A 13,590-nucleotide genomic window follows, 5' to 3' on the forward strand; every position below is an offset into this window, starting at 1 on the left:
ACTGCGAGGAGTCACGTTGCGCAACGCGCAACGGCGCTCCTTGCGACGCATCGGGATGTCGATCTGACCCACGGGGTAGCCCCGTAGTCCTGGAACATCGGTTGCCTGTTCCGGGCGTGTGCTTGACCCACCGGCCCGCGATGCGACTTTAATGGCCGCGAACGCGGCGTGTCAAACCCGGTGGCGATCCGCCTCCGCCGGAGCGCGCCGGATCGCGACGAACGACCTACGCGTGCCGGTAAAACAGTTCGCGGTACGCGATCGGCGCGACGCCGACGCCGGCCATGTTGTTCAGCATCGTGGCCCAGGTCGCGTTGTCGACGCTGACCGGAAACGACCGCACGCGGTTCGCGAGCAGCCAGAAGGTGCGCGTCATGCCGTTGCTCATCGCGACTTCATACCCGCTTCCCTCAAGCCAGTAGCCGACCGGCGGCAGCGCCACCGGTTCGAGGCGGCCGGCCCGGAACGCGGCGGCAGCCGACGCGTACTTGCTGTCGAGCGGCATGATGCGGCGCGGCACGCAGTCCTGCGAGTTCAGTTGCGGAAATCTCGGGCTCGTGCCGAGCCACAGGCCGTAGAACGTCTGAGCGTCGAGGTGCACGACGTAGCGCTCCGTTTCGGCGGGCATCGCCGCCATGTAGCAGTCGGCCTGGCCCGGAACGGCAACACGCCACATCGCGCGCTGCGCGCTCAGGTCGACCAGTTCGCACGCCTGCGGCCGCGGCTGGATGGGAGACGGTCGTCCTGCTTCACGCAGGTCGCGCGCGCGATCGAGTCCGATACGAAGACGTGTCAGCATGGGCCCTCTGTTTCTCTCGTGATTTGTTCGAATGAGTCAGGATGCGGGCCAATACGTCGTCGCGTGTCGGCAATGCGTGTGCCCGGTGTCCTGACACTCCCGGTGTGTTCGGGAACCCGCGCAGTGTAGCGTTTTTCGGTGCGCGTCAAGATGAGCGCGCCCGACCTGCGCATCGCAGCCCAGACGGAAGACCGGGTGCCGTGTCACGATCGATCGCGCTGCCCCGCGCCGCTCGGCACGATTGCGCGGCCGGCCGTGCCTGCGTGCGTCAGCGCGATGCCGATCACGACCAGCACGAGCGCCGGCACCACGTACCACCGCAACGGTTCCCCCAACAGCGCCGACGACAACAGGACGCCGAAGATCGGTACGAGGAACAGGTATATCGATACGGCGCCCGCCTTGTTGTAGGACATCAGGCTGTTCCACAACAGGAAGCTGGCGGCGGATACGAAAGCCAGATACGCAAGCACGAGTACCGACCCGGGCGAGAAGTCGAATGGCGCCACGCCGGCTTTCGCGCCGCCGACCGCGATCAGGGCAAGGCCGCCGAGCAACATCTGCATCGCCGTGAGCGGCAGGACGGGCAGGATCGCCGGGGCCGCCTGCTTGCTCAGCATGTTGCCCAAAGCGGCAAAAAACATCGCCGACAACATCAGGCCCTCGCCGCTTCCGATCGTGAATGCGTAGCCATTGGCCATCACGTGGTAGAACACGATGCCGGCAAATCCCAGGACGGCGGCAGCGACCTTGGTCGCGGTCATGCGGTCGTCGGCATGCATGACGTGCGCGAGGCCCAGTTGAAAGAACGTGAGCGTGCCGGCGATGATCGCGCCTTCCATGCCGCTGCTGAGCGCAATCCCCGCGTAGAAGAAAACGTACTGCAGGAACGTCTGTACGACACCCACTCGCACCACCGCGACGGCCGTTGCCCGGTTCAACGGCGGCCGCGGGACGCGCGCGACGGCCATCAGCGCGAACAGCAGCAGCGCCGCCAGGACGAAGCGATAGCCTGCAAATTCGATCTGCGGGAATGTGTCGTCGCGTCGAATGCCCAGCATCCCGTATCCGACCTTCACGACCGGAAACGCGCTGCCCCACAGGCAAGTCGCTGTCAGCGCGGTCACGAAGCGACCGGCGGGTGCCGCAAGGAAGCTCGTCACGCCGGACCGTGCAGGCCCGAACACGTGATCGACCGGTTCATTTCGCAACGTGGCCTCCATCGACCAGACAGTCCGCTCCGGCAATGAAGGAGGCGGCGTGCGACGCGAGAAAGCACACGGCCGCCACGACGAGACTCGATGACATGCGTGGCCGGTTCCTGACACGTGTGCACGGTGTCCTGACGCTCCCGATGTGCTCGGGAACCCGCGCAGTGTAGCGTCTTTCCATTCAGGCACGAGTCGAGTCGGCCCGGCCGGCGCCGACAACGGGATGAACATGGACAGATGCGCGCTGCGCAGCTCGCGCACCGGACGAACAACGCGTTCGTAATTCAGGCAAGACCCCGTCCGGTTTCCCGGCCAGGGATTCATCCCGCTCTCACACGCTCGAGCCCCGCGAACACCCATGCGCTTCGTCTGCCGCGCCCGCACCACCCTCATCCATCGATTCAATATTCGTCGCCGATTATTTAAATATCGAAACAATCAAAAACAAAAACAACAACACGCAGAATTCAATGAAATAGCATTCAAACAAAAAATTATCGAATTCGATTAACGATAAATTAATTCGATTGGCGCTCTCAAATTCAAATAAATAGTCTGTGTTGTGCGCCGCAACACCGCAAGCCATAATCAACGAGATAACGGAGGCGCAGCACGAATCATCGTATTCGTGTTTTGTCGCATAGTTTCACCGTACCAGGCCACCGTTGATTTCCAGACACTTGCGAATCAGCAATCCGTAAAGACAGACTTGTCTTTGCGGACGTGACCGACGTCGTCATATCGCATCATTTCATTCATTTCCAAAGGAAAGTCATGAAGAAGATTGCAACCGTGCTGTTTTCAGCACTGATGCTCGCCTCCACGTGCGCGTCCGCACAGGCGCTTTGCAAGGCCGGCAAGATCGACAAGATCGAAACCGACCCCACCGGCAACCTGCTGGTGACCATCAACGACGGCGTCTATTCGTTCAGCGCCAAGGAAGTTTATTCAATTATTTACCAGGTATATTCAGAAAACAGGAATCTGTTTATCTATGGAAACAATTGCGCGAATGGCTCGCCGGCGACCCGCTTTGCCATTCGTTAATCGACCTTGAAGCGCTCGACGATTATCAATACGTGGAGCCTGGAGCTGGATTGACATTCTGAATCCAGCGCCACGGCGGGCTGTGGTGCCGACATTGCGCAACATGACACCTTCATGCCCGCTGGCTGATCGCCCCTCTGCCACGCCCTTCCCGGTATCAGTGAAGCCAGGTTGCTTGCCGTTTCGAGTCAAGCGCTGTCCGGTATGTGTCGCGCCCGGCGCATCGTCGTGAGGTTCGCACCGAAATGCCGCATCGACGGCTGCACGATCATGCAGTTGCCATATGGTGTGACGATCGGTGTGACGATCGCGTCGTCACTGTCACGCGATCTCGGTGCCGGCCTTTGCGATCGCCTCGAGCTCCGTCGCATGTGCTGGACGTGCAGTGGAATCGGTAGTTGGCGTAGCCGGTCGAGACCGACGCCCGGTTCGTTGCGCCGGGCTCGCGCGTGATTGCGTGCGCAGCTTGTGAAAGCGTATGCGCGGTCGTAGCATCAGGCTTTCCTGCTTCATCGACAGGTTGAATCCTCAGCCACGAGCTGACGCTCGATCGAGCCGGCTAGTTTGCCGACAACCTCTGCGTGCTCTGCTTTGATGCACTCATCCTGTTGCCCCACATGCGCGGCAACAGGATGGACACGCGGCTGTCGAATATCGTTATGCGCAGACAGTACCCATCCACGTCGAAGGCGCCCCAATGATCGACCACGTTTATATCTCAGTCACCGACATCGAAAAGTCACTGATCTTCTACTCCGAAGCCCTGAAGCCGCTCGGCTGGAGACTATTCGGCAACTACGACTCCGCTTCGGGCCCGGAGAGCGTCCCTGATCTTTACGGCATCGGTGACGACGTGTATGGCAAGGGAGAGGGGGTTGGATCGAGCATCTGGCTACGCAAACGCAAGCCCGGCGAAACCGGGCTTTACCTCGGGATCGTCTGCGATACGAATGAACTGGTCGACGCTGCCTACGCAGCTGCAATCAAGGCCGGCGGTATTGACGAGGGAAAACCGGCGGATCGTACCTACTTCGCCCCCGGTTACTACGCAGCCAACGTCGCCGACATCGACGGCAACCGTCTTGAGTTCGTACACAAAGCGTGGAACCCCAAGCGACACGCGTAGCAATCCGATTGATACGCGGGTGGCCTGGCTGTTCGTACAAGCTTTGGACGATCCTGCACCGGATACAGGGCTCCTGTGCGGAAGTGCGGTTGGCCGAATCGGATCGAAAACAGACTTGCGGCGCCGGTCGAGCCGGCGATAGCCCTGCGCCCGGACAATCCATGCGGGCGCAAACGCCGTAGCGGCGATTTGTCTGCGCCCCGCTCACGGGTGCGTGAATCGGATGCGGTGTAGCACACGACACCCCGGCTGAGCGAGACCGCGCGGGGCGTATCCCGGCGGTCCGCCGCAGGCAACGTCAACGCTCCAGCAATCGCCCCAGCCGCATCATCGTGACGTTCACGCCGAGATGCCGCATCGACGGTTGCACGATCACGCAGTTGTCATACGGCGTGACGATCACGTCGTCGCCGTCGCGGGCAATCTCGGTGCCGGCCTGCTCGATCACCTCGAGCCCCGTGAACGGTTGCGAGAACCGGAAATCCATCGAACGCGCGACGACCGGCTCCGTGATCTCGACGAACTTCTGCCGCACCGGTGCAGGCTGCGCGAGGAAGGCCGCGACGTCGTCGCGCGCAACCACGCCCGCATGCAGCAGGAAGCGCGCCGCGCTGTCGAGCGCGACATCGCGCGCGCTCGCGGCGAAGTGCTGGCCCGTCTCGATCAGCAGCGCATTCTTCGCGCTCGCCGGATCGCCGAAGCCGCCGTAGTCACGCAGCCGCGTGCCGTTCGCATGGCCGCGATCGATGATCACGTGCTCCGGCGTGCCGATGGCGGCCGCCAGCGCGATCGCCTTCTCGAGCGGCCCGGTCATCATCAGCGGCGCGGACGCTTCGTGCATCGAATGAATGTCGAGCAGCAGGTCGACCGTATCGAGCAGCGGACGCATCGCGCGCGCACGCGCGATCTCGCGGCTGTCGCGCGTGCCGTCGAGCGCGGCCGGCGTCCACACGCGATTCATGTCCTCGTCGAGATAGCGCGTCGCGTCGGCGTTCTCCGCGCTGAAGTGCTCGTATGCGCCGACGTTGCCGAAGCCCAGCGACAGCCGGCCCGCAACCGGGTGCAGGCCTGCGGCCAGCAACGCGTCCACCGCGATCGCGCCGCTGACTTCGTTGCCGTGCGTCAGCGCGAGGATCATCACGTGCTTGCCGGGCCGGCCGCTGTCGAACGTATGCAGATAGTCGATGCCCGTATTGCCCGCGCGCCAGCGCGTGATGTCGGGGAAGGCCACTTCGATCGGATAGGCCGGCAATGCGGCGCGGATGGCTTCAAGCGTGGTCATGTCGGAAAGGCTCAACAGGGGTTCTGGAAAGGCGCAGCCGGCGTGTGCCGGTTGCGCCGGAATCGGGTTCGCGGCCCGCGCGTCACGCCTCGGTCACGCGCGTCGACGGCGTGGCGGCAGCCGCCGCGCCGCGCATCCGGCGGCCGAGCGAAATCACCGACGTGATCCCGAGCACGGCCGTCGCCATCACGTAGAAACTCGGCGCCAGCTTGTTGTGCGTCGCGTCGATCAGCCAGGTCACGATCAGCGGCGCGAAGCCGCCGAACAGCGTCACCGAGAAGTTGTACGACAGCGCGAGGCCCGTGCCGCGCGTGCTCGTCGGGAAGATGTCGGCGAGCAGCGCCGGCAGCGGTGCGAGGCTCACGGCGATCAACAGGCCGACCAGCGCCTGGACCGCGAGCAGCGTCTCGACCGTCGGATAGCGGTTCAGCACGACGAACAGCGGCCACGTCGTCACGCCGACCAGGATCAGCGCGATCAGCATCACGCGGATGCGGCCGAAGCGATCCGACAGATGCCCGACGACCGGCGCCGCGACCATCAGCATCGCGCCCGTGACGACCGCGCCGAGATACGACGACGTGGCCGGGATATGCAGTTGCTTGACCGCGTACGTCGGCATGTACAGCTTGTGCACGTAGTTGAAGGCCGTGGCCGTCGCGACGACACCCGCGCCGAGCAGCATGTTCGCGCGATCGCGCCCGAACACCTCGCGCAGCGGCGACTTCGCGCGCCCTTGCTCGCCGAGCCGGCGGAAATCGGCCGGTTCGTCGATGTTGCGGCGAATGTAGAGCCCGACCGGGCCGATCAGCAACCCGACCGAAAACGCGACGCGCCAGCCCCACGCATGAAGCTGGTCGGCGGTCAGCAGCAGGCTCAGCAGCGCCGACACGCCGGCCGCGAGCACCGTCGCGAGCCCCTGCGTCGACATCTGCCAGCTCGCGAAGAAGCCGCGGCGCTTCGCATCGGCCTGCTCGACCATGAACGCGGTCGCCGCGCCGAATTCTCCGCCCGTCGAGAAACCCTGCAGCATCCGCGCGACGATGATCAGCAGCGGCGACGCGATGCCGATCTGCGCATACGTCGGCGCGAACGCGATCATCGCGGTGCCGAGCATCATCAGCGCGATCGACATCGTCAGCGATGCCTTGCGGCCCGCGCGGTCCGCATAGCTGCCGAGCACGATCGAGCCGAGCGGACGCGTGACGAACGAAATGCCGAATGTGCCCACCGACAGCAGCAGCGAGGTCGCCGCGTCGTGCGTGGGAAAGAACAGCTGGCCGATGACGATCGCGAAATAGCCGTAGATCAGCAGATCGTAGAACTCCAGCGCGTTGCCGATGCTCGCGGCGCAGATCTCGCGCCACGGGTTGTGCGGGGCCGGCGTCGCGGCGTGCGTATTGCGGGTCATCCCTGTGCTCCTCCGGTAATGCTGGCCGTCAGGATTTTGAAAGACGGCGCGCGGCTGTGCCGGCGGCCGTTCGGGCCAGTCAAGCGCGGAGTGTAGGCAACGCGGGGCGGGCGTTCGTGCCGTTTCGGCACGCAATCGTGCCGATCGGCGCGCGGGCCGCGCAGCCGCTGCTCACGGCAGGCTACGCCGCGCCGTCGTCGCGTGACGGCGCGGTGCGCCAGATCGCATCCAGTACCGGGTGCGGGTCGTTCCGGCGCCGGTACAGCGCGATGTCGAAGCCGATCTGCCAGTCGGCGCCGCCGACGATCGCGAGTTCGCCGCGCCGCACATCGTCGGCCACGAGCCGCTGCGGCAGCCACGCGAGGCCGAGCCCGCGACGCGCCATCGCGAGGATTGCCTCGTACGAGTCGGCCTGGTACACGGGCCGCAGCGTCGGGCGGTTGGGCATTTCGGCGAGATGGCGCGCCAGCACCGCGCGCAGGGTCAGCGTGCGCGCGAACGCGAGCCACGGCACCGGCGCCTGCCCGGCCGGCAGCCGGTAGCGCACGCTGCCGCGCGCATCGAACGCGCTGACCGGCACCAGCACCTCGCGCGCGACGGACAGCCAGTCGAAGCGGTCGCGATCGATCAGCAGCCGCGTATGCGGGCTCGAATAGACGATCAGCATGTCGGCGTCGCCGGCCGTGAGCTGCAGGATCGCTTCCTCCGCGCTGCCGGTCGACACGGTCGCCGTGAAGAAGCCTGCGCGCGCAACGGTTTCGTCGTACCAGTCGGGGAAGAAGGTGGCCGAGAGCGTGCGGCCGGTCGCGATCCGGAGGTTGTTCTCCAGCACCGGCGACGCTTCCTGGAGTTGCGTGCGTGCGCCGTGCAGGATGTCGAGCGCGTTCGATGCGGCATCGAGGAAGACGGTGCCCGCCGCCGTCAGTTCGAGCGGCTTCGTGCGCGCGATCAGGCGCGCGCCGACCCATTCCTCGAGCGACCGGATCCGGCGGCCGAACGCCGGATGCGTGACGAACCGGTTCTCCGCTGCGCGTGTGAAGCTGCGCGTGCGCGCGAGTTCGACGAAGTCTTCGAGCCATTTCAGTTGCATGGCTGGGCTCCTGGGTGGGCGATGAGGTGCGGGCCGGTGCGCGCGGGCCGCAACCGTGGCGCAGCCGCCGCCGTGGACGGATGCGGCTCATGCGGCGCGAGCCGCGCGTGGCGCCCGATCCTACCGCACCTGCGGCGCATCGCGCAGCACGGCGCGCAGCGCGATATCGAACGGTGTCGCGTGATCGATCCCGGCTGCGCGCAGGCACGCAGCGTCCAGGTGGCAATCGTACGGACGTGGCGTCGCGTCGGTCGGCTGGTCGATCCGCCTGAGCAATGCTTCGATGCCGAGCGCGGCCGCGATCCGCTGTGCGATGTCGTACTTCGTCATCGGCTCCTCGCCCGACCAGTGTCGGATGCCCGTGATCGATGCACCCGCGAGATGGCGCAGCGTCAGGTCGCGGATGACGTCCGCGACGTCCGGCGTATACGTCGGGTAGCGGATCGCCCAGGCGTCCATGCCCACCGGGTCGGCGCCCGGCCGCGCCGAGGCGGCGACCGCCGGCACGAGGCTCGTGACCGCCGATTCGCTCCAATCGACGATCGGGCCGTAGAGCAGCGGGAGGCGCAGCACGCATGACAGCGTCGACGCGGCGAGGAGTGCCGCCTCGCCTTCCAGCTTCGTGCGGCCGTAGATGTTCAGCGGATTCGGGGCGGCGTCCTCACGGTACGGAGCGGCCTTGCCGTCGAAGACGTAGTCGGTGGAGATGCCGAGCGTCCATGCCCCGTGGCGCGCGGCAAGCGCACCGATACGGGCCGGGGCCGTGACGTTGATCGCGCGGGCGCCGGCAGGATCGCGCTCGCAGACGTCCGGGCGGCGTTCGGCCGCGCAGATGATCACGGCGGCCGGTTGGCGGGTGGCGAACAGGTGTTCGAGGGCCGGTTCGTCGAGGACGTCGAGTTCGGCGAGGTTTTCCGGGGGCAGCGCAAGGCGTTTTGCGCCTGCGCCTTGCGGGTTGCGGATCGTCGCGACGAGGTTTAACGAAGACTCGCGGGACAGGGATGCGGCAACCGCGCGGCCCAGGAGGCCGGCGGCGCCGATGAGAAGGACGGTCGATTGCGGCACGGTAGCCATCTGTGAAAAGGGAACGGGGATTCCCCAGAGCCTATCGCAACTTTTGGGTGTAAGGCATCAATCGATGGCCTGGGCACCGCTTCACGCCGCGCAAACGCAAGAAAGCCGTGCCGATCAAATACGCGCAGGGGCTTCAACCCGGAGCCGATCAAGCTACGGATGCGTGGGACAGTCAAGCGAGCAACGAATGACGGGCAACCCGCCGCGATCATGGCAGCGCCGACACTGCTCGAATTAATCAGGAATTCGAATGTATCTGATGCGTGCCGGTCAGTGATCGAGGGCACATGGATTCCGGCCGCTCTGCGACACCGCGCTACCACCACACGTCACGCCCCACTAACAAAAACAAAGCCCGGCGCACTTTCGTGCACCGGGCTCCGAACCCGCACGGAAACTCCGCCCCGCCTTACTTCCGGTCGAGCGAATACCGACCCGGCCCGGTCAGCGCGAGCAACAGCAACCCGCCGATGATGCTGATGTTCTTGTAGAAGTTGATCATCGCCATGTATTGCTCCATCCCCTGCAGCGCCCAGTAGCGATGGCCGATCAACGCGGTCGCGAGCGTATAGGCGGCAAACACCAGTGCGAGCGGACGCGTATAGAAGCCGGCCGCGATCAGCAGGCCGCCGGCCAGCTCGACCCCGACCGCGATCGCGGCTGCCAGCTCGGGCGCCGGGTTCCCCGTCGACGCCATGTACGCGACCGTGCCCGAGAAGCCGTTCAGCTTCTGCCAGCCGAACAGCACGAACAGGATCATCAACAGCACGCGAGCCGCCAGCAGCAGCTCGTCCTTCTTCGACTCCAGCGAAACGTAACGCATAGCAATCACCCTTGAATTGACGGTTTGATGCATCCGGTGCCGAGATGCGCCGAATCGGCGCGCCAGGTCGGCAACGAATCACTCCTCGCACAATCGGACAGCAAGCCGGCTGGCCCGCCGCCGAAGAATCCGTCTGGTCGCACCATTCCCGGCGCGCTCCGGATCGGTTCTGGCGAAGCACGGATGCAGTCTACTGTCCCCGCGGGAATCATCAATCCGTCAAAACATGATTCGCTGTATCAATTTAGTGGACAATCGAAGACAACATCGCCGATAGATAGCGGTCTGCGGGCAGTGCAAACCAACCTGCTCCATGTTTCAAGAACACGAAAATGCCCCGCTTCTTTCAGGCCGCCTGATTCATTCGATATTTTCGACTTCAATTGACACGAATCGGTCACAGCTGTGCATCACGCACTGTCATTCAACGGCAGTTTCAATATGTAATTCACGCAGGCCAACTCCATTCCCGCAACTCAACTGATATTGCGATCGATTGAGCATTCTTTTTCAGAAAAAGACACATGGCCCGGGAATAAGCATTGGCAGTGCGAAAACGTTTCGCGGGCATGCAGGCTGAAGTCACCCGCAACGGATATCGCCCAACAGGCAAGGGTTTCAGCCCGAGACCGGCCAGGGAGAACGCCTTCCGCACACCGTCGATCGACACGATGTTTAGCAGAGCAAGCGAAAAATCCGTGAATAAATACAACCAAAACGGTGTGTTAACGGCAAAAAATCGCAGACCTTTAGCCCTCACTCAATCACCCCGTTCCCGTCTGCATTTTTCTCAACAGGCATTACAAAAAATTACCAAGAAATACCGATTTAAATATACGATAGCGCACGTCCTTACGTTTTCCCGACACTCCCGTGAACCCCGGAACGCGTCGCACCGGATGCGGCCTGCCTTCGAATCGCCGCAGGCCGTCGCGGCAGCCGCTCGTCACGGGATCGCTTTCCAACCGGAGACCATCCATGGCAATAAACACGCCCGTGAACAGCAGCGCGAATTCGAACAGCGTGATGCAACAGGCGGTGCAATCGATCATCAGCGGCTCGACCGGCAATTCGTCGGATATCAACGCGCTCGTCAAGGTGCTGGTGAACGCGAAGACGGCCGGCCACGCGGCGGCGCTGACGTCGGCGCAAGCCACCAGCACAACGCAGATTTCCGCATTCGGCGCGCTGTCGTCGGCGCTGGGCGCGCTCGAGGCAGGCCTCGCGTCGCTGAAGAACGGCGCCCTGCAGTCGACGTTCAACGCGGTCGCGAGCGGCAAGGGCCTGACCGCAACCGCAGGCGTCGGTGCGGTCGCCGGCACCTACACGGTCGGCGTCACGCAGATCGCAACCGCGCAGGCGCTGTCGTCGTCCGGCTTCGACGGGAACAAGGCGCTCGGCACCGGCACGTTGACACTGTCGCTCGGCAGCCAGTCGTTCAACGTCCCGGTCGGCGGCACGAACAACACGCTGTCGGGCATTGCGGCCGCGATCAACGCCGCGTCCGGCAACCCGGGGATCAGCGCAACCGTCATCAAGGGCACCGACGGCTCGCACCTCGTGCTCTCATCAACGAAGACCGGCTCGGCGAACGCGATCAGCGTCGCGGTCGGCGACGTGTCCGGGGACAACGGGCTGTCGAGCCTCGGCGTCAAGTCGACGGCCGACACGTCCGGCGGCGCATCGAAGATCGAATCGGCGAACAGCGCGGCCGCGTGGCAGCAGAGCACCGCCGCGCAGGACGCGAAGTTCACGCTCAACGGCATCGCATCGACCAGCGCGAGCAACGCGGTGTCGGGCGTGCTGACCGGCGTCACGCTGAACCTGTCGGCGGACGCGGTCAACGCGACCGGTACGCAGACGCTGACGGTCAGCACCGATACGAAGGCGCAGGCGACGACGATCACGAATTTCGTGAACCTGTACAACACCGTCGTCAAGACGATGGGCACGCTGACGAGCTTCACGCCGGGCGCGAACTCGCAGGGCGCGTTGATCGGCGATTCGACGCTGAACACGATCCGCAACTCGCTCGCGTCAAGCGTCGCGCGCGGCGTCCCCAACGAGGACGGCAACGGGCACACGAACCTGATGACGCTCGGCATCTCGCTCGAGAAGGACGGCACGCTGAAGATCGACAACGCGAAGCTCGACAGTGCGCTGTCGTCCAACCAGGCGGGGGTCGCGCGCCTGTTCAACTCGAAGAACGGGATCGGCGCGCGTCTGGCCGAGCAGATCGAACCGTTCACGAAGAAAGACGGGATGATCGACGTGCGCACGAACGCGCTGAGCGCCGATCTGAAGCGCGTCACCAAACAGCAGTCGGACCTGACGGACTACGCCGACCAGCTGACCAAGCAGTATCAGGCGCAGTTCACGGCACTCAACGCGCTGATGGCCAAGATGAACTCGAACACGAAGTACCTGACGCAGCTGTTCGGCGGCGCCAACAGCAGCGGTACGCTGGCAAACAAGTGATGCGCGGCCGGGCCGCCCGATGACCGCGTCGGCGGCCCCCGGCCAATGGATCGGCCGGCTCGCGGCGTCGCGCGCGGTGTCGCGCCCGGAAACATCGCTCACACCCGGCCGTGCGCAAGCGCGCGCCGGGCTCCCTTCCCCGGTTCGCGCTCCATCACGGCGGGTTGCTTGCCTGCAGTTCGCTCCGAACGGGCGTGCCGTCAGCCGAGCCCTTCGACGCGATCGGCGAACAGATCGATCGCACGCGACACCTGACGCCCGAAATAGCCTGGCCGCTCGCGCTCGTATGCGCGCAGCAGCGACGTGCATTCACGCTCCGCCCAGCGCCACACGGGGCCCTGTTTCGCGAAGACCGGATGACCGTGCAGTTCGGCCGGTACCGTGTGCTCGTCGTCCCAGCCCCAGAAATACGCCTGGTAAGCGCGCGCGAACGGCATCCCCAGGTTGCTCGCCACGGTCTCGTCGTGGCGCAGCGTGAAATCGACGATTTCCTTGCGCGCGTGGCCGCCGATATCGTCGTGGCGCGCCTCGATCCAGCAGTGATACCTCGCGAGCTGCGACAAATGCCGCGCGGTGCGGCGCCGCTCGCGCGTCGTGCACAGCGCATACAGGTTGCCGCCGCCGAAATCCAGCACCTCCCCACCCGCGTACGGCCGGTAAGGCTTACCGGTCAGCAACGTCAGCACCTGCGCGCCGACGATCGCGTAGTCGGCACATCGCATGTAGCCGCTGCGCGTCGTCGCTTCCGACACGCTCCGATGCACGACCTCGTCGATCACGGCGTGCAGCATGGCATCTACCGGTGCCGCCAGGATCGGTGACTGGCTTGTCGTCGTTACGTGTTGCATGGGAAGCGGATGCGGACTCACGGTTCATCGGTAAAAATCGCTCCGCGGCATAATATTACGAATCGTTACGAGAAACGATGAGAGGGTTTGATCAGATTTGTGTGCTTTTGTCGTCCGACGTGGACATGCATCGGTCAGCCGTCGGCGGCGGCAGATCGCGGGGCGTAATGCGTCGGAGGGACGCGCGAGCGGTTGCGGTTGCGGTTGCGGTTGCGGCTGCGGCTGCGGTTGCGGTTGCGGTTGCGGTTGCGGTTGCGGTTGCGGCTTGCGGCTTGCGGCTTGCGGCTTGCGGCTTGCGGCTTGCGGCTTGCGGCTTGCGGCTTGCGGCTTGCGGCTTGCGGCTTGCGGCTCTTGGCTCTTGGCTCTTGGCTCTTGGCTCTTGGCTCTTGGCTCTTGGCTCT

General features: G+C 64.6%; 11 protein-coding genes and 1 pseudogene. 3 read left to right on the forward strand and 9 right to left on the reverse strand.

Annotated features, from left to right (window positions below):
- Positions 1-226 precede the first annotated feature (226 nt).
- Positions 227-799 carry a plasmid fertility inhibition factor family protein gene (locus HAV18_RS19720; RefSeq protein WP_166958744.1) on the reverse strand — a complete coding sequence of 191 codons (573 nt, stop codon included), beginning with the start codon at positions 797-799 and terminating at the stop codon, positions 227-229.
- Positions 800-1,002: 203 nt separating this feature from the next.
- Positions 1,003-2,010, reverse strand: coding sequence for a DMT family transporter (locus HAV18_RS19725; RefSeq protein ID WP_166958746.1), 1,008 nt, complete (start codon positions 2,008-2,010; stop codon positions 1,003-1,005).
- Between the two features lie 774 nt (positions 2,011-2,784).
- On the opposite strand from HAV18_RS19725, the gene HAV18_RS19730 reads away from it, so the two are divergent.
- The gene (locus HAV18_RS19730; protein WP_166958748.1) at positions 2,785-3,057 is read left to right on the forward strand and encodes a hypothetical protein; all 273 of its coding nucleotides are present in this window, start codon (positions 2,785-2,787) and stop codon (positions 3,055-3,057) included.
- 697 nt (positions 3,058-3,754) lie between these two features.
- Entirely contained in the window at positions 3,755-4,183 is a 429-nt protein-coding gene (locus HAV18_RS19735; RefSeq protein WP_166958750.1) for a VOC family protein, read from the forward strand.
- A gap of 298 nt (positions 4,184-4,481) precedes the next feature.
- Here HAV18_RS19735 and HAV18_RS19740 read toward each other — a convergent pair whose 3' ends face one another.
- From HAV18_RS19740 to HAV18_RS19760, 5 genes are all read right to left on the reverse strand, one after another.
- On the reverse strand, positions 4,482-5,465 hold the full coding sequence (locus HAV18_RS19740; RefSeq protein ID WP_166958752.1) for a succinylglutamate desuccinylase/aspartoacylase family protein: 984 nt from the start codon (positions 5,463-5,465) through the stop codon (positions 4,482-4,484).
- Between the two features lie 82 nt (positions 5,466-5,547).
- Complete coding sequence (locus HAV18_RS19745; protein ID WP_166958754.1) at positions 5,548-6,876, reverse strand: MFS transporter; 1,329 nt, start codon at positions 6,874-6,876, stop codon at positions 5,548-5,550.
- Positions 6,877-7,057: 181 nt separating this feature from the next.
- Positions 7,058-7,966, reverse strand: a complete 909-nt coding sequence (locus HAV18_RS19750) for a LysR family transcriptional regulator (RefSeq protein WP_166958756.1) — start codon at positions 7,964-7,966, stop codon at positions 7,058-7,060.
- 120 nt (positions 7,967-8,086) lie between these two features.
- Positions 8,087-9,040: an SDR family oxidoreductase gene (locus HAV18_RS19755; protein ID WP_166958758.1), complete on the reverse strand. Its 954-nt coding sequence runs from the start codon at positions 9,038-9,040 to the stop codon at positions 8,087-8,089.
- A gap of 409 nt (positions 9,041-9,449) precedes the next feature.
- Positions 9,450-9,863, reverse strand: coding sequence for a DoxX family protein (locus HAV18_RS19760; RefSeq protein WP_166958760.1), 414 nt, complete (start codon positions 9,861-9,863; stop codon positions 9,450-9,452).
- A gap of 978 nt (positions 9,864-10,841) precedes the next feature.
- Here HAV18_RS19760 and fliD point away from each other — a divergent pair.
- Positions 10,842-12,341: a flagellar filament capping protein FliD gene (gene fliD / locus HAV18_RS19765; protein WP_166958762.1), complete on the forward strand. Its 1,500-nt coding sequence runs from the start codon at positions 10,842-10,844 to the stop codon at positions 12,339-12,341.
- A gap of 200 nt (positions 12,342-12,541) precedes the next feature.
- On the opposite strand, the gene HAV18_RS19770 is transcribed toward fliD, so the two are convergent.
- A complete protein-coding gene (locus tag HAV18_RS19770; protein WP_166958764.1) occupies positions 12,542-13,189 on the reverse strand; it encodes a hypothetical protein in 648 nt (215 codons plus the stop codon).
- A 134-nt stretch (positions 13,190-13,323) separates the two neighbouring features.
- Positions 13,324-13,590, reverse strand: a pseudogene (locus tag HAV18_RS39680) (hypothetical protein); the annotation flags it as partial.

This window comes from Burkholderia sp. D-99 (assembly GCF_011605345.1).
Lineage (GTDB): Bacteria > Pseudomonadota > Gammaproteobacteria > Burkholderiales > Burkholderiaceae > Burkholderia.

Bases quoted from the DNA above. Each gene is read 5' to 3' on its own strand.
- HAV18_RS19720 (WP_166958744.1), bottom strand. From the start codon at position 799: ATGCTGACACGTCTTCGTATCGGACTCGATCGCGCGCGCGACCTGCGT.
- HAV18_RS19755 (WP_166958758.1), bottom strand. From the start codon at position 9,040: ATGGCTACCGTGCCGCAATCGACCGTCCTTCTCATCGGCGCCGCCGGC.
- HAV18_RS19730 (WP_166958748.1), top strand. From the start codon at position 2,785: ATGAAGAAGATTGCAACCGTGCTGTTTTCAGCACTGATGCTCGCCTCC.
- HAV18_RS19745 (WP_166958754.1), bottom strand. From the start codon at position 6,876: ATGACCCGCAATACGCACGCCGCGACGCCGGCCCCGCACAACCCGTGG.
- HAV18_RS19770 (WP_166958764.1), bottom strand. From the start codon at position 13,189: ATGCAACACGTAACGACGACAAGCCAGTCACCGATCCTGGCGGCACCG.
- HAV18_RS19750 (WP_166958756.1), bottom strand. From the start codon at position 7,966: ATGCAACTGAAATGGCTCGAAGACTTCGTCGAACTCGCGCGCACGCGC.
- HAV18_RS19740 (WP_166958752.1), bottom strand. From the start codon at position 5,465: ATGACCACGCTTGAAGCCATCCGCGCCGCATTGCCGGCCTATCCGATC.
- HAV18_RS19760 (WP_166958760.1), bottom strand. From the start codon at position 9,863: ATGCGTTACGTTTCGCTGGAGTCGAAGAAGGACGAGCTGCTGCTGGCG.
- fliD (WP_166958762.1), top strand. From the start codon at position 10,842: ATGGCAATAAACACGCCCGTGAACAGCAGCGCGAATTCGAACAGCGTG.
- HAV18_RS19735 (WP_166958750.1), top strand. From the start codon at position 3,755: ATGATCGACCACGTTTATATCTCAGTCACCGACATCGAAAAGTCACTG.